Annotated in this window: 16 protein-coding genes; 9 read left to right on the top strand and 7 right to left on the bottom strand. The window is 71.0% G+C overall.

The features are described from left to right. Window positions 1–12 precede the first annotated feature (12 nt). The 3 genes from ACFWWR_RS28435 to ACFWWR_RS28425 are packed head-to-tail and all read left to right on the top strand — an operon-like array spanning window position 13 to window position 2,159. The gene (locus tag ACFWWR_RS28435) at window positions 13–780 is read left to right on the top strand and encodes a metal ABC transporter ATP-binding protein (RefSeq protein ID WP_384306040.1); all 768 of its coding nucleotides are present in this window, start codon (window positions 13–15) and stop codon (window positions 778–780) included. After that, window positions 780–1,682 (top strand): metal ABC transporter permease, encoded by a 903-nt coding sequence (locus tag ACFWWR_RS28430; protein WP_383867902.1) that lies wholly within the window; start codon window positions 780–782, stop codon window positions 1,680–1,682. Before ACFWWR_RS28435 ends, ACFWWR_RS28430 begins: the two co-directional genes overlap by 1 nt. Window positions 1,683–1,742: 60 nt before the next feature. Beyond that, the gene (locus tag ACFWWR_RS28425) at window positions 1,743–2,159 is read left to right on the top strand and encodes a Fur family transcriptional regulator (RefSeq protein ID WP_383867904.1); all 417 of its coding nucleotides are present in this window, start codon (window positions 1,743–1,745) and stop codon (window positions 2,157–2,159) included. A 147-nt stretch (window positions 2,160–2,306) separates the two neighbouring features. Here the strand turns inward: ACFWWR_RS28425 and ACFWWR_RS28420 are convergent, their stop codons facing one another. From ACFWWR_RS28420 to ACFWWR_RS28410, 3 genes are read right to left on the bottom strand one after another with little or no spacing between them, the layout of a single operon-like run. Further along, a complete protein-coding gene (locus ACFWWR_RS28420) occupies window positions 2,307–3,140 on the bottom strand; it encodes an isoprenyl transferase (protein WP_383867906.1) in 834 nt (277 codons plus the stop codon). A 29-nt stretch (window positions 3,141–3,169) separates the two neighbouring features. Continuing rightward, complete coding sequence (recO, locus tag ACFWWR_RS28415) at window positions 3,170–3,919, bottom strand: DNA repair protein RecO (protein WP_383867908.1); 750 nt, start codon at window positions 3,917–3,919, stop codon at window positions 3,170–3,172. Window positions 3,920–3,976: 57 nt separating this feature from the next. Beyond that, window positions 3,977–4,192: a hypothetical protein gene (locus ACFWWR_RS28410; protein ID WP_383867910.1), complete on the bottom strand. Its 216-nt coding sequence runs from the start codon at window positions 4,190–4,192 to the stop codon at window positions 3,977–3,979. A 318-nt stretch (window positions 4,193–4,510) separates the two neighbouring features. Between ACFWWR_RS28410 and ACFWWR_RS28405 the strand changes: the two genes are divergently transcribed. The 3 genes from ACFWWR_RS28405 to ACFWWR_RS28395 all read left to right on the top strand — a co-directional run bounded on the left by ACFWWR_RS28405 (window position 4,511) and on the right by ACFWWR_RS28395 (window position 7,145). Next, on the top strand, window positions 4,511–5,344 hold the full coding sequence (locus ACFWWR_RS28405) for a Scr1 family TA system antitoxin-like transcriptional regulator (protein ID WP_384306038.1): 834 nt from the start codon (window positions 4,511–4,513) through the stop codon (window positions 5,342–5,344). Further along, a complete protein-coding gene (locus tag ACFWWR_RS28400) occupies window positions 5,326–5,529 on the top strand; it encodes a DUF397 domain-containing protein (protein ID WP_384306035.1) in 204 nt (67 codons plus the stop codon). The genes ACFWWR_RS28405 and ACFWWR_RS28400 overlap by 19 nt, the downstream gene beginning before the upstream one ends. A gap of 137 nt (window positions 5,530–5,666) precedes the next feature. Next, window positions 5,667–7,145 (top strand): alpha/beta hydrolase, encoded by a 1,479-nt coding sequence (locus ACFWWR_RS28395; protein WP_384306032.1) that lies wholly within the window; start codon window positions 5,667–5,669, stop codon window positions 7,143–7,145. 35 nt (window positions 7,146–7,180) lie between these two features. Here ACFWWR_RS28395 and ACFWWR_RS28390 read toward each other — a convergent pair whose 3' ends face one another. Continuing rightward, complete coding sequence (locus tag ACFWWR_RS28390) at window positions 7,181–8,332, bottom strand: abortive phage infection protein (RefSeq protein WP_383867918.1); 1,152 nt, start codon at window positions 8,330–8,332, stop codon at window positions 7,181–7,183. 153 nt (window positions 8,333–8,485) lie between these two features. Here ACFWWR_RS28390 and bla point away from each other — a divergent pair, with 153 nt between their 5' ends. Continuing rightward, window positions 8,486–9,361 carry a class A beta-lactamase gene (gene bla / locus ACFWWR_RS28385; protein WP_384306029.1) on the top strand — a complete coding sequence of 292 codons (876 nt, stop codon included), beginning with the start codon at window positions 8,486–8,488 and terminating at the stop codon, window positions 9,359–9,361. 180 nt (window positions 9,362–9,541) lie between these two features. On the opposite strand, the gene ACFWWR_RS28380 is transcribed toward bla, so the two are convergent. Next, window positions 9,542–10,015 carry a protein phosphatase gene (locus ACFWWR_RS28380; RefSeq protein ID WP_383867922.1) on the bottom strand — a complete coding sequence of 158 codons (474 nt, stop codon included), beginning with the start codon at window positions 10,013–10,015 and terminating at the stop codon, window positions 9,542–9,544. An 81-nt stretch (window positions 10,016–10,096) separates the two neighbouring features. Between ACFWWR_RS28380 and ACFWWR_RS28375 the strand changes: the two genes are divergently transcribed. Continuing rightward, window positions 10,097–10,663: a SigE family RNA polymerase sigma factor gene (locus tag ACFWWR_RS28375; protein WP_384306026.1), complete on the top strand. Its 567-nt coding sequence runs from the start codon at window positions 10,097–10,099 to the stop codon at window positions 10,661–10,663. Further along, window positions 10,660–11,601, top strand: coding sequence for a hypothetical protein (locus tag ACFWWR_RS28370; protein ID WP_383867926.1), 942 nt, complete (start codon window positions 10,660–10,662; stop codon window positions 11,599–11,601). The genes ACFWWR_RS28375 and ACFWWR_RS28370 overlap by 4 nt, the downstream gene beginning before the upstream one ends. Before the next feature lie 337 nt (window positions 11,602–11,938). Here ACFWWR_RS28370 and ACFWWR_RS28365 read toward each other — a convergent pair whose 3' ends face one another. Continuing rightward, the gene (locus ACFWWR_RS28365) at window positions 11,939–12,634 is read right to left on the bottom strand and encodes a TerB family tellurite resistance protein (protein ID WP_383867928.1); all 696 of its coding nucleotides are present in this window, start codon (window positions 12,632–12,634) and stop codon (window positions 11,939–11,941) included. A 195-nt stretch (window positions 12,635–12,829) separates the two neighbouring features. Then, complete coding sequence (gene leuA / locus ACFWWR_RS28360; protein ID WP_384306023.1) at window positions 12,830–14,551, bottom strand: 2-isopropylmalate synthase; 1,722 nt, start codon at window positions 14,549–14,551, stop codon at window positions 12,830–12,832. Between the last annotated feature and the right edge of the window lie 16 nt (window positions 14,552–14,567).

The raw sequence follows: 14,567 nt of genomic DNA, 5'->3' as shown, positions 1-14,567 counted from the left end.
ACGGAGGACCTCGTGAGCGAGCCCGTCATCTCCCTGCGCGGCGTTCGCGCCGAGCTGGGTTCGCGCCCGGTCCTGCGCGGAATCGACCTCACCGTGTCCCGCGGTGAGGTCGTCGCGCTGCTCGGGGCCAACGGTTCCGGCAAGTCGACGGCGATCCGCGCCATCATCGGCCAGGTGCCCGTCAGCGACGGCGAGATAGAGCTGTTCGGCACCCCGCGGCGCCGCTTCCGCGACTGGGCCCGCCTCGGCTACGTCCCGCAGCGCACCACGGCAGCCGGCGGTGTCCCGGCGACGGTCACCGAGATCGTCTCCTCCGGCCGCCTCTCCCGCGCCCGCTTCGGCGTGCTCCGCAAGGCCGACCACGCCGCCGTGCGCCGTGCGCTGGACCTGGTCGGCATGACCGACCGCGCGAAGGACTCCGTCAACGCACTCTCCGGCGGCCAGCACCAGCGCGTGCTGATCGCCCGCGCCCTCGCCGCCGAACCCGACCTCCTGATCATGGACGAGCCGATGGCCGGCGTGGACCTGGCGAGCCAGGAGGTGCTGGCGTCGACCCTGCGTGAGCAGGTCGCCCAGGGCACGACCGTCCTGCTCGTCCTGCACGAACTGGGCCCGCTGGAGCCCCTGATCGACCGGGCCGTCGTCCTGCGCGACGGCTGTGTCATGCACGACGGACCGCCCCCTCAGGCCCTCGGCCAGCACGCGCTGCCCGGCCACGACCACGTACACCCGCACGCGGCTCACGACGCCGAACCGATCCGCACAGGACTGCTGAGCTGATGGACCTCCTGAACTACGCCTTCATGCAGCGGGCGCTCCTGGCCGCGGTCCTGGTCGGCATCACGGCCCCGGCCGTCGGCATCTACCTCGTCCAGCGCCGCCAGGCCCTGATGGGCGACGGCATCGGTCACGTGGCGATGACCGGCGTCGGCCTGGGCTTCCTGCTGTCCTGGTCACCGGTGTGGACGGCCACGCTCGTGGCCGTGCTCGGCGCGGTCACCATGGAACTGATCCGCTGGTACGGCAGGACGCGCGGCGACATCGCCCTCGCGATGCTCTTCTACGGCGGCATGGCCGGCGGCGTGATGCTCATCAACCTCACGCCGCGGGGCTCGAACGCGAACCTGACGTCGTTCCTCTTCGGTTCCCTCTCGACGGTGAGCGAGTCGGACATCACGGCGATCTGCGTTCTGGCCGCCTTCGTGCTGTTGGTCACCCTCGGTCTGCGCCGCCAGCTGTTCGCGGTGAGCCAGGACGAGGAGTTCGCGCGGGTCACGGGCCTGCCGGTGCGGGCCCTGAACCTGCTGACGGCGATCACGGCGGCGGTCACGGTGACGGTCGCGATGCGCGTGGTCGGCCTGCTGCTGGTGTCGGCGCTGATGGTGGTGCCGGTCGCGGCGGCGCAGCAGCTGAGCCGCAGCTTCGCGGCCACGTTCGCGATCGCGGTGGGCATCGGGGTCTCGGTGGCCGTCGGCGGCACCGCGACGTCGTACTACCAGGACGTGCCGCCCGGTGCGACGATCGTCCTGCTGGCCATCGCGGCGTTCATCCTGCTGACCGCTCTGGCGGCCCCGCTGGCCCGGCGGCGCGCGCGGGCACTGGCGGCGGCGCAGCCCGCCGGGGATCCCGCGGAGTGTGCGATTCCGGCCAGCCGGGGATCCGGCGGAGAGGTCGGCGTCTGACCCCTGACAGGCCGGACTGGCACAATGGCCCGGCAGGTGCAGACGCTAAGGAGGCAACCGGTGACGACCGCAGGACCGTCCGTGAAGGGCCGCGCAACCCGGCAGCGGGCCGCCGTGGCGGCGGCCCTCGACGAGGTCGACGAGTTCCGCAGTGCTCAGGATCTCCACGACATGCTCAAGCACAAGGGCGACTCGGTCGGGCTGACCACGGTCTACCGCACGCTCCAGTCCCTCGCCGACGCCGGCGAGGTCGACGTCCTGCGCACCTCCGACGGCGAGTCCGTCTACCGGCGCTGCTCCACCGGGGAACACCACCACCACCTCGTCTGCCGCGTCTGCGGCAAGGCCGTGGAGGTGGAGGGCCCGGCGGTGGAGACGTGGGCCGAGGCCATCGCCTCGGAACACGGGTTCGTGAACGTGGCGCACACGGTGGAGATCTTCGGCACGTGCGAGGACTGCGCGGCGAAGCCGGCGTAGCAGCTCAGCGGCGGGCGGTCGCAGCCGCCAGTCGCCGTAGCTGCGGGCAATCGTGCCGCTGGGCGGCACGGGTGGGCGCAGCGGCACCCCGCAGCGCCGGGTTGCGCACCCACCCCCGGCCGGCAGCAACACCGGCGCCGGTCCGGCCTACTCCTGCTTGCCCTCCATGGCCAGCAGCTCCTCGTTAGGGATGGCCCCGCCGAAGCGCCGGTCCCGCTGGGCGAACTCCAGGCAGGCGCGCCACAGGTCCCGCCGGTCGAAGTCCGGCCACAGCACGTTCTGGAAGACCATCTCGGCATAGGCGCTCTGCCAGAGAAGGTAGTTGGAGGTGCGCTGCTCTCCGCTCGGCCGCAGGAACAGGTCCACGTCCGGCATGTCCGGGTAGTACAGATACTTCTGGATGGTCTTCTCGGAGACCTTGGACGGGTCGAGCCGGCCGGCCTTCACGTCCTCCGCCATGGCCTGCATCGCGTCCGCGAGCTCGGCACGGCCGCCGTAGTTCATGCAGAAGTACAGCGTCAGCTTGTCGTTGTCCTTGGTCTGCTCCTGGGCGACCTGGAGCTCCTTGGCGACGGACTTCCACAGCTTGGGCATACGGCCCACCCAGCGCACCCGGATCCCGAGCTCGTCGAGCTGGTCGCGGGTCTTGCGGATGAAGTCGCGGTTGAAGTTCATCAGGAAGCGCACCTCGTCCGGCGACCGCTTCCAGTTCTCGGTGGAGAAGGCGTACAGGGAGATGTTCTTCACACCCTGCTCGATCGCGCCCTGGAGCACGTCCAGCACCCGCTCGGCACCGACCTTGTGCCCCTCCGTGCGCGGCAGGCCGCGCTCCTTGGCCCAGCGGCCGTTCCCGTCCATGACGATCGCCACATGGGTGGGCACCAGCTCGCCGGGGAGCTTCGGCGGACGGGCCCCGGACGGGTGCGGCTCCGGCGTCTTGTACTCGCGGCGCTGACGCCCCAGGATCCCGCGTACGGCCATGGTGCTTCTCGTCTCCTCGTGCTTGCCGGCTAGGACTTTTCCACGTAGCGAAGGGAGCGCAGCCCGCGCTCCAGATGCCAGTGCAGGTACGCGGACACCAGCCCACTCCCCTCCCGGACATACCGCGGCTCGCTCGCGTCCGCGGTCTCCCAGTCTCCCGTAAGCAGCGCACCGAGGAGATCCAGGGTCTGCGGCGACGGTACGACACTCCCCGGCACCCGGCAGTCGACGCAGACCGACCCCCCGGCCGCCACCGAGAAGAACCGGTTCGGCCCGGGCATGCCGCACTTCGCGCAGTCGGTGAAGGTGGGCGCGTAGCCGTTGACGGCGAGGGAGCGGAGCAGGAACGCGTCGAGGATCAGATGCGGGGCGTGCTCCCCCCGGGCGAGCGTCCGCAGCGCGCCGACGAGCAGCAGATACTGCTGCACCGCCGGCTCGCCCTCGTGATCGGTGAACCGCTCGGCGGTCTCCAGCATGGCCGTCCCGGCGGTGTAACGCGCGTAGTCGGCGACGATCCCGCCCCCGTACGGCGCGATGGTCTCGCTCTGCGTGCACAGCGGCAGCCCGCGCCCGATCAGCTCGCTCCCCCGCGCGAAGAACTGCACGTCGACGTGGGAGAACGGCTCCAGCCGGGCCCCGAACTTCGACTTGGTCCTGCGCACCCCGCGGGCCACGGCCCGTACCCGCCCGTGACCGCGCGTGAGCAGGGTGATGATCCGGTCCGCCTCACCCAGCTTCTGGGTGCGCAGCACGACGCCGTCGTCACGGAACAGACTCATGGGGCCCATTCTCGCCTACGCCGGTCGTCCCCCGTCGTCCCCCGTCGTCCCGGTGCTTCAAGGCACCTCACCGCGGCTGCGCGCGTTGGCGTACGCCGTCATCGCGCTCAGCCGCTCGGCCGGGGTGGCATGCCGTACGGCACCCGGATCGGCGTCCCACTCCCGGCCCCCGCCGTACGGTCTCAGTTGCACATACGGCCCCTCGTGCCCCATGACGATCCCCACCCTCCCGCTCCGGGTGTCCACGACGTACGCCCCCACCGGCGGCTTCACCGCAACACCGCCGCGAGTCGCTGCGCGGTCTCCACGGAACACCGCCCCAATTCGATGAGCGGACAGGGCGCCTCCCGCGCAAGACTCACCGGATCGAGCCCCAGTGACGGAAGTGCAATTCCCGCCACAAGGAGGGTCTCACGCAATTCTTTCAACGTTTCCTCCGCCTCTTCGACGCAGTGCGCCGAGTGCCGTGACTCCACCGTGCTCCCCTTCCTTTTTGAGTTTCACTCTTCTCATCTCCAGGGTGCCCTGCGGGGCCTACACTCGGCAGGAGTCTGTGCACTACAAGTGCGGGTCAGCAGGGGGTGGTTGGCTGTGGCCAATGGTTCACGTCAGGCGGCTTGGGAGTTCTTCGGCACAGAGCTGAAGCGACGGCGCGAGGACGCGGGTATCACACAGGCGGAACTGGGATTGAGGGTTTTCGTGTCCGGTGGGTACATCGGACAGTTCGAACAGGCGATTCGGAAACCTCAATTGGATGTGGCTCAGCGCATTGACGGAGTACTACAAACCGATGGCCTTTTCGAACGGCTCTGGAGAAAGCTCATCAAGGAGCAGCCATACACGGAGTACTTCGCGCACGTGGTGGAGCTGGAGCAGCTGGCGACGGAGATCTGCGAGTACGCGCCGACGGTGATTCCGGGCCTGCTCCAGACGCGGGAGTACGCGCGAGCAGTGTTCCTTGCGGGCAATCCGCTGGCCACCGACGAGTACATCGAAGAGTTGGTCAGGGGGCGCATGGACCGGACGCAGCTCCTCAAGGACGCTACACGGCCGGTGTATTGGGCGGTCCTGCACGAGACGGCTCTGCGCATGCCGGTCGGCGACGCCGGGATCATGGCGCACCAGCTGGACCACGTCGCGGCACTGGCCCGAGGGCGCACAGGACTGTTGCAGGTGCTGCCATTCGCGGCGGGGGCGCACCCGGAGATGGGCAAGTTGATGAAGCTCATGGAGTTCGAGGACGCCCCGCCAACCATCTATACAGAAGGGGTGCGTTCGGGGAGTCTGCTGGACGAACCGGCGGTGGTGAAGCAGGTCCGGGCGTCCTACGATCACATCAGGGCCGCCGCGTTGTCGCCGGAGGCGACCCTTGCCCTGATCGAGTCGGTGGCGGAGGACTACAGACGATGCGCGAGTACGACCTGAGCAACGCCCGCTGGCGCAAGAGCAGCCACAGCGGCGGCAGCGGCGGGGAGGACTGCGTCGAGGTCGCCGACGGAGTCCCCGGTGCCGTCGTCCCGGTCCGTGACAGCAAGGTGCCCGCTGGGCCCGTGCTGGTCGTCGGGCCGGTCGCCTGGACGGAGTTCATCCGTACCGTCGGGATCGCCTGATGGCGGACGGGGCTGATGTCACGGGTTGGTTCTCGGGCTCCGGGGAAACCCGAGCACCGCTGTGGGGGTAACCCCGTCCAGAAATACGGGAGTTACCCGGATGTGGCGAACCGTGGGGTTCCGCGAGGCTCGTCCGCATGACGCAGATCAAGAGAAACGCAGCCCTGGTCGCCGCCTCCGCCGTTCTCCTCGGTCTCACCGCCCCGCTCACCACGTCCGCGTCCGCCGCCACCCCCTCCCTCCGGTGGGCGAAGTGCGCGGGCACCGGCCTCGACCCGCGGCAGCAGTGTGCGACCGTCGAAGTCCCGATGGACTACACCGAACCGCACGGCCAGAAGATCGATGTCGTCGTCTCCCGCATCCCCGCCGAGGATCCTGACGCCCGCCGCGGGGCGCTGGTGCTGATCCCGGGAGGGCCCGGCGGGTCCAGCCTCAACAACCCTTCCGGCAAGGGCCAGAAGCTCCCGCAGGACGTACGCGACACCTACGACCTCATCGGCTTCGCCCCGCGCGGACTCGCGCCCTCGACCTCCGTCAGCTGCGGCCTCGAGCATGGCGACCTCGCCCTCTCGAAGCTGCGACCCTGGCCCGCCCCGGACGGTTCCGTCGCCGAGAACATGGTCACCGCCCGTCGCATGGCGGACGCCTGCGTGCGCAACGGTGGTGAACTGATCCGGCACCTCAGCACCGCCAACGAGGCCCGCGACATCGACCGCATCCGGGCGGCGCTCGGCGAGCGGAGACTCTCGGCGTGGGGAGTGTCGTACGGGACGTATGTCGGCTCGGTCTACAGCCAGTTGTTCCCGCACCGCACCGACCGGATCGTCCTCGACAGCAACGACGACCCCGATCCCGACCGCGTCTCCCGGGCCTGGCTCGCCGGGCACGAGCAGGGCGTCGAGGACACGTTCCCCGAGTTCGCGAAGTGGGCGTCGGCGCCGGGCAACCCGGACCGGCTGGCGGACACGGCGGCAGAGATACGGCCGCTGTTCCTCGCCCTGGCCGCCCGGCTCGACCGTGAGCCGATCCCCTGGCCGGGCGCCAACCCGGAGGAGCTGAACGGCAACGTGCTGCGCCAGACCCTGCTGGACAGCCTCTACGACCCGGACGACTTCCCGGCCCTGGCGCAGCTGATCCTGGCCGCCCGCGAGGGCACCGTGCCGCCTGCGCCCGCCGCTCCCCCGGAATCCGTGCTGCAGAACGTCACCGGCGTCGGCGCGGGGACCCTGTGCAACGACGTCGCCTGGCCCACCTCAGCCGCCCACTACCAGAAGGGCGCCGATCAGAGCCGGGCCAAGTACCCGCTGACCGCCGGCATGCCCCGCAACGCGATGCTCTGCGCCGCCTGGCCGTACCCGCCCAAGGAGCCGGCGGTACGAATCACCGACCGAGGGCCGTCCAACATCCTGCTCGTGCAGAACGAGCGGGACGTCGCCACCCCGCTCTCCGGTGCCCTGAAGCTCCGCCGCGCCCTCGGCGACCGTGCCGTCATGGTCACCGTGAACTCCACCGGCCACGACGCCTACCTCGACAACGGCAACGCGTGCGGGGACGAGACGGTGTCCCGCTTCCTGGCCACCGGAGAGCGGCCCGACGCGGACGTGTACTGCGACTGACGTCTACCGCGACAGGCGGCCACCGCGACCGACCGCTACAGCGACCGACGGGACGACCGACACGCCCCGGCATAGCGTCGGGCCAGCGCGTGGAACGCCTCCTTCGGCTCCCAGTGCCATCCCGAATCCGGGTCGTCCGGGCGGTCCTTGAGGGTCTTGGTGATGCTGTAGCTCGCCAGATCGAGATCGTGGAGCGGGTCGTCGGGGCGGTGCGGGGAGTCCGGGGTGACGAACTCGAAGGCCATCGCCGCGTACAGGCCCATCGACTCGAAGACGTCGAGCAGGTCCGTCAGATGGGCGGCCTGGACGCGCTCGCTGCGCACCGGGTCGCCCTTGATCTCCGGCGGGTCCTTCTCCAGGTCGACGATGCCCCAGCCCATGCCGCCCGCCTCGGGGGCACCGACGTACGTGCAGGTGCCGAACTCCGTGATCGCGAGGGGCTTGCCCCAGCGGAGGTACTTCTTCAACTCCCTTACGTACGCGCGCCGGTCGCGGAAGTGGGAGTAGTAGTCGATGCCGACGACGTCGAAGAGGTTCCAGTCGACCGTGTCGTCCTGGGCGGCGGCATAGCTCAGCCGGCCGCGGAAGACCGAGCGGCCCACCTTCGCCGCCTTGGCCGTGAAGCGGTCCAGGCGGCGCTGCATGAGCTCCCAGTCGACCGTGCCGTTCTGCAGGTTCTCGATGCGCTCGAGGACGTTCTCCCCCGGCACGATCCCGGGGACGAACAGCCAGAACTCGCAGCCCACGCTGAGGTCCACGCTCGCGCCCTGCCGCCGCAGCCGCTCCGCGAACCGTCCGGTCTCCGCGAGGTGTTCGAGGATGTCCCGCTCCGGGACGTCCCCGAGGGTGGGCTGGAGCCAGACGTGCAGTCCGCGCTCGGCGGCCTCGGCGGCGGTGGCGGTGAGGCGTTCGACGCCGTCCCCGGTGACGTCGAGGGTGTCGGCGTGGAGGTCGTCGCGGATGGCCCGGACGTCCTCGCGCATCCGGGCGGTGCTGAAGGCGGTGCCGGGCGTCTCGCCGGCGCCGACGGTGTAGACGACGCCGTGGTGCCGCAGCCCGCGTCCGGTCGCCTCGGCGGGGCGTGCGGCCGCCTCGGCCGGGCGCGCGGGCAGGGTCGCCGCCGCGACTCCCAGGGCCGCCGCCCCGGCCAGGAACTGTGCTCGGTTGATCCCCTTCGTCTTCTCCATGCCGTCACTGTGCCGAGCGCGGGCGCGCACCGCCGTCCTCCGATGGTCTACGGCCCCGCAACCAAGGGATGAGATCCGGCGTCGATCACTGGAGAGATCGTCGACGCACATCCAGCGAAGGAGAGCAAGATCTTAGGCTCCGACAAGTCCCCGATGACCCGACGCACCCTCCTCGCCGCCGGCACCGCCACCGCGGCCACCCTGCTCACGAGCGTGCCCGCGCATGCCACCGGCGCCCCGGGCGTCACCGCCCGCCTCCGGCGCCTGGAGGAGCGGCACGGCGCCCGTCTGGGCGTCTTCGCCCACAACCTCGCGACCGGGCGGTCCGTCCGGCACCGGGCCGACGAGCTGTTCCCGATGTGCTCCCTGTTCAAGACGCTCGCGTCCGCGGCCGTCCTGCGCGACCTGGATCGCAACGGCGAGTTCCTGGCCCGCCGTATCCGCTACACGGAGGCCGACCTGCCGGCGACGGGTTCCGACAAGACCAGGGAGCACCTGGCCGAGGGCATGACCGTCGCCGAACTCGCCGAGGTGGCCATCACCTACAGCGACAACGGCGCCGGCAACCTCCTCCTGCGCGAACTCGGCGGCCCCACCGCGATCACCCGCTTCGCCCGCTCCCTGGGCGACCCGGTGACGCGCCTCGACCGCTGGGAGACGGACCTCAACTCGGCCGAGCCGTGGCGGATCACGGACACGACAAGCCCGTACGCCATCGGCCGCACGTACGGCCGACTGGTCCTCGGCGACGCGCTGAACCGCGAGGACCGCGCCCTCCTCACCCACTGGCTGCTGAACAACACGACCAGCGGCAAGCGCTTCCGCGCGGGCCTCCCGGCGACCTGGACGATCGCCGACAAGACGGGCTCCGGCTCCTACGGCACCACCAACAACGTGGGCGTCGCCTGGACCGACCACGGTGCTCCCGTCGTCCTGTCCGTCCTGTCGACCAAGCCCACCCAGGACGCGGCATGGGACGACGCGCTGGTCGCGGACACGGCGGCGCTGCTGGCCGAAGCCCTCGGCTGACCGGGAAGTACCGCGCCCCGGCGGCACCTTCGCCGGCAACGACAGCCGACCGAGCCCGCGCCTCCGCGTCCTCCACCTCCGGGACACGATGAGCACCCTCGACCGGGCGGGTCTGCCGGCCGCCGGCAGCGGGCCGGCTTCGCGGACGTGTCCGTCGACACGCACCCGTGGAGCGGCGGCCTACGCGTCCGCGCCCGCCGCCCCTGAACCCGCCGCCGCCGCGAACCCTCGTACGTACCGCGCCTGCCACGGCGTCTCCACCGCGTGCCGGTCGTAGTGCCGGCGGACGTACGCGACGGCTTCCTCGGCCGGCACACCGTCCAGCACCGCGAGGCAGGCGAGCGCCGTGCCCGTACGGCCGCGTCCGCCGCCGCAGGCGAGCTCCACGCGTTCACCGGCGGCCCGTTCCCAGACCTCGGTGAGGACCGCGCGGGCCGCCTCGTGGTCGGCGGGCAGCCGGAAGTCGGGCCAGCGCAGCCAGCGGGACTCCCAGTCCACAGCGGGCGGCTGCCGGCCGAGCAGATAGACGCCGTACGACGGGCTCGGCGCCCCCACTGCGAGGGGGTGCCGCAGGCCCCGGCCCCGCACCAGCCGCCCGGAAGGCAGCCTCAGCACCCCGGCGTCCCGCTCGTCCCACAGCTCCATACTCCCCATGGACCCATTCGAACGCCGTGCCGGACGCCGGGCAACCGAATCCGGGAGAACGGTGGTCTGGAGGGCGAGGGAGGGTGCTTGATGCAGGCCGAACAAGAGGCCCAGTTCCAGGAATTCGTCAGAGCCCGGTGGTCCCGGCTCGTACGGACCGCTTACCTGCTCACCGGCGACGTGCACCACGCCGAGGACCTGACGCAGACGGCGCTGGCGAAGGCGTACCGCTCCTGGCGGCGCGTGTCGCGCAGCGACAGCCCGGAGGCGTACGTCCGTCGGATGCTGGTCAGCTGCAACAGCGACCGGTTCCGCAAGCGGCGCGTCGCGGAGTCACTGACCGCGGCGCCGCCGGAGGTTGCGGGACGCGACGAGGCCGTGGCACGGGTCGACGAGCGCGGTGTCCTGATCGGCGCGCTGGCCGGGCTGCCGCCGAAACAGCGGGCGGTGATCGTCATGCGGTACTGGGAGGACCTGTCCGAGGCGGAGGTGGCCGAGATGCTCGGCTGCTCCCCCGGCACGGTCAAGAGCCAGGCGTCCAAGGGGCTGGCGAAGTTGCGTACGTATCCGGGGCTCGCGCAGGTCATGGACCGGGCCGAGCCAAGCCGCACGTCATCCGCCGGCACCTCGTCCGCGGGACAGGGAGGAACCAGGTGAGCGAGGAACAAGGGCAGGGACGGGAAGAGGGGCCCGACTTCGAGGAGCAGTTGCGTGAACTGCTCGCCGAGGACGCGTACACGATCCGGCCCTCGCAGGCACCGTACCCGGCGATCCGGCGCCGGGGCGTGGTGGAGCGGCGGCGCCGGGTGGCGGCGGCCGGGGCGGTTCTGGTGACGCTGGCGGCGGTGCCGGTGGGGGCGTACGCGGTCGGGGGTTCGGGCGGGGGGTCGGTCACGGCGTCGCCGCAGTCGTCGGTCAGCGCCTCGCGGGCGGCGTCACCGACGCCCACGCCCACGCCATCGGCGACTCCGTCGGGACCCGCCGGGCCGGCCACGCCGGGGCAGCTGCTCGACGGGATCACGTTCGCCCAGGCCGCGGACGGGCTGGAGAAGTGCCTGGCCGACCAGCGGGAGCAGGAGAAGAAGGGCGGGCTCGAACTGAACCTGGGTACGGCCGACAGCTACCGGATCATCCTGGCGCAGAACAGCACCGGCGACACCAACGCGCCCGGCGACGGCATGTACGTCGTCGCCGTGAAGGAGAAGCCACGGGAAACCCGGCTGATCTGCAACGTCAAGGACGGCGAGGCCGGGGGGCTCAACACCAGCGGCGGCGACCGGCTGCCGGACTCCCCGCCCGTGCTGGCCGACATCAACGGCGGCAAGCTGTACCAGCAGTCGTTCCTGGACAAGGGCAACTGGAAGCTGCCGTTCCGCTGGGGGTTCATCGGCACGGTGGAGCCGTCGGTGGCCAAGGTGACCGTCTCCTACGGCGACGCCACCAGCGAGGCCGCCCTCGACCACGGCTGGTTCGTCGCCTCCGGCGTCCTGAACCAGCAGGTCACCCTCGCGCCGCACGTCAAGGGCTACGACGCCGGCGGCAAGCTCGTCTACGACTCCGACGAGGACGGGTCCTACCAGAAGACCCTCCCGTAAGGGCCGCGCCCCGGGGGCGCCGCACAGGGGTCGGCGCCCCCGGCGCTGCCACAGGGGTTTCCGTACCCCTGTGGCAGCCCCTACGCCGTCCCATCCCAGGGGCCGGCCCCGTGGGGGTCCTCGTCCGCGGCGCTCAGCCGAGTCGCCTCGATCCCGTCCGGCCGGGCAGCCGGACGTCCATCACCACAAGGTCGTCCCGCGCGCCGCGCGTCGGCTCGACGGCCCCCTCCGGTCGGGGTGTCCGGGTCGTTTCCGGACTCCCGGCGGGGAGGCGATTCGTCGGGCGGGAGGGCGAGTTCCGGGGTGGCGGGCGGGCGGGACTACTCCCCGGGGAGTGTCAGGACGGGGTCCGCGCCGACACCAGGAGCCGGGTCACGTCGTCCGCGCAGATGGTCAGGGCGGCGCCCACCGTCGTCAGGACATCACGCTCGGCCGGGGTGTACGGGCCGTCGGCGAGGGCGATCCGGGCGCCCTGCAGCAGGATCGATTCGCGGCCGGCCGCGGCGAGGTGCGGGGCCAGCGGGTCCAGCGCCTCGTGCAGCTCTATGGCCAGCCCGGCACCGCACGGGCGGCCGTAGACCCGCCCGGTGTCCAGCGCCAGCGCCTCGACGAGGGCGTCCAGCTGCTCCTCCGTGCAGTCGTCGAAGCCGGCGGCGCGCACGGTGGCCGCGGCGGCCTCCAGAGACGTACGGGAGCAGGTGCCGCCCGCGGACAGCACCGCGAGGGCGACCGTGTGGACGGCGTCGCGGAGCATCGCGGAGAAGCGGGTGGTCGTCGGGTGGTCGAGGACGTCGGTGCCGAAGTGGCGGCGGCAGGCCGCGCACTCCACGACGGGGCCGGTCTCGCCGCGCGGCAGCACGGGCACACCGAGAAGGGTGAAGCGGCGGTGCCCGGTCAGCCGCTGGAAGTTGCGGTCGCCACCGCAGCCGGGGCAGAAGAACTCCCCGTCCCCGACCGGCGTCCACGCGGTACGGGTGCCCAGGAGGCGCACAGGCCTGGCAGCACGGCCGTTTCGTCCCCGTCCTGGCAGCACGTCAGCACCTCCGTAACCCCACGGCAACATCGCCGCGCTTGCGTGATGTTAGCCACATCAGCGACCCGGCGTCAGTACCCGTGACGAGACCTTCCCGTGACCTGCACATGGATTGGCCGGTATACGACGGGACAGGACGGGGCCCCGCCCGCCGGACAAATGGCGAACGGGGCCCTAAACCGCCGGTGAGGCTGGTCAGCGAGCCGAGCGGTTGACGGCCGACACGACCGCCTTCAGCGAGGCGCGTGTGGTGTTGGCATCGATGCCGATGCCCCACAGAACCTTGTCGTCGATCGCGCACTCGATGTAGGAGGCGGCCTGCGCGGACGCCCCCTCGCTCATCGTGTGCTCCTGGTAGTCGAGCAGCCGGGCGTCGATGCCGACGGACTGCAGGGCGTCGAAGAAGGCCGAGATCGGACCGTTGCCGGTACCGGTCAGGACGGTGTCGACGCCGTCGACCGTCGCCTCGACGCGCAGTGTGTCCACGCCGTCGGTGTCGGTCGTCGACTGGCCGTTCTTGACCTGAATCCGGCCCCACGGGTTCTCGGGGTTGGGCAGGTACTCGTCCTGGAAGGTCGCCCAGATGGCGCCGCCGGTGACCTCGCCGCCCTCGGCGTCGGTCTTGGCCTGGATGAGCTTGGAGAACTCGATCTGCATCCGGCGCGGCAGGTCCAGCTTGTGGTCGTTCTTCAGGACGTACGCGATACCGCCCTTGCCGGACTGCGAGTTGACCCGGATGACCGCCTCGTAGGAGCGGCCGACGTCCTTCGGGTCGATCGGCAGGTACGGCACGGCCCACTCGATGTCGTCGACGGTGACGCCCTTGGCGGCCGCGTCGGCCTCCATCGCGTCGAAGCCCTTCTTGATGGCGTCCTGGTGGGAGCCGGAGAAGGACGTGTAGACCAGGTCGCCCACGTACGGGTGGCGCGGGTGGACCTCCATCTGGTTGCAGTACTCCCACGTACGACGGATCTCGTCGATGTCGGAGAAGTCGATCTGCGGGTCGACGCCCTGGGAGAAGAGGTTCATGCCCAGGGTGACCAGGTCGACGTTGCCGGTGCGCTCGCCCTGCCCGAACAGGCAGCCCTCGACGCGGTCGGCGCCGGCCATCAGCGCCAGCTCGGCGGCGGCGACGGCGGTTCCGCGGTCGTTGTGCGGGTGGACGGAGATGACGACGTGCTCGCGGCGGGAGATGTTGCGGCTCATCCACTCGAAGCGGTCCGCGTGCGTGGACGGCGTCGAACGCTCCACCGTGGCGGGCAGGTTGAGGATGACCTCGCGGCCCGGGCCGGGCTGGTAGACGTCCATCACCGCCTCGCAGACCTCCAGGGCGAAGTCCAGCTCGGTGTCGGTGAAGATCTCGGGGCTGTACTGGTAGCCGAACTCGGTCTCCGGGCCCAGCAGCTTCTCCGCGTACTCCATCACCAGGCGCGTGCCGTCCACCGCGATCTGCTTGATGTCGTCCTTGGAGCCGCGGAAGACCACGCGGCGGAAGACGGGCGCGGTGGCGTTGTACAGGTGCACGGTGGCGCGCTTGGCGCCCTTCAGCGACTCCACGGTCCGCTCGATCAGGTCCTCGCGGGCCTGGGTCAGTACGGAGATGGTGACGTCGTCGGGGATGGCGCCGGGCTCCTCGACGATGGAGCGCACGAAGTCGAAGTCCGTCTGGCCGGAGGCCGGGAAGCCGACCTCGATCTCCTTGTAGCCCATCTTGACCAGCTGGTCGAACATCCGGCGCTTGCGCTCGGGCGACATCGGGTCGATCAGGGCCTGGTTGCCGTCACGCAGGTCCGTGGAGAGCCAACGGGGGGCGGCGGTGATCCGGTTGTTCGGCCAGGTGCGGTCCGGGATGTCGACCTGCTCGTACTGGCCGTACTTGTGGATCGGCATGGAACTGGGCTGCTGGCGGTTCGCCATGATGCGGGGGCTCCTC

Origin of the sequence: Streptomyces sp. NPDC058678 (assembly GCF_042714835.1) — a bacterium.
Classification (GTDB): Bacteria; Actinomycetota; Actinomycetes; order Streptomycetales; family Streptomycetaceae; genus Streptomyces.
The sequence above is the reverse complement of the archived record's forward strand: the minus strand, read 5'-3'. Positions and strand labels throughout refer to the sequence as shown.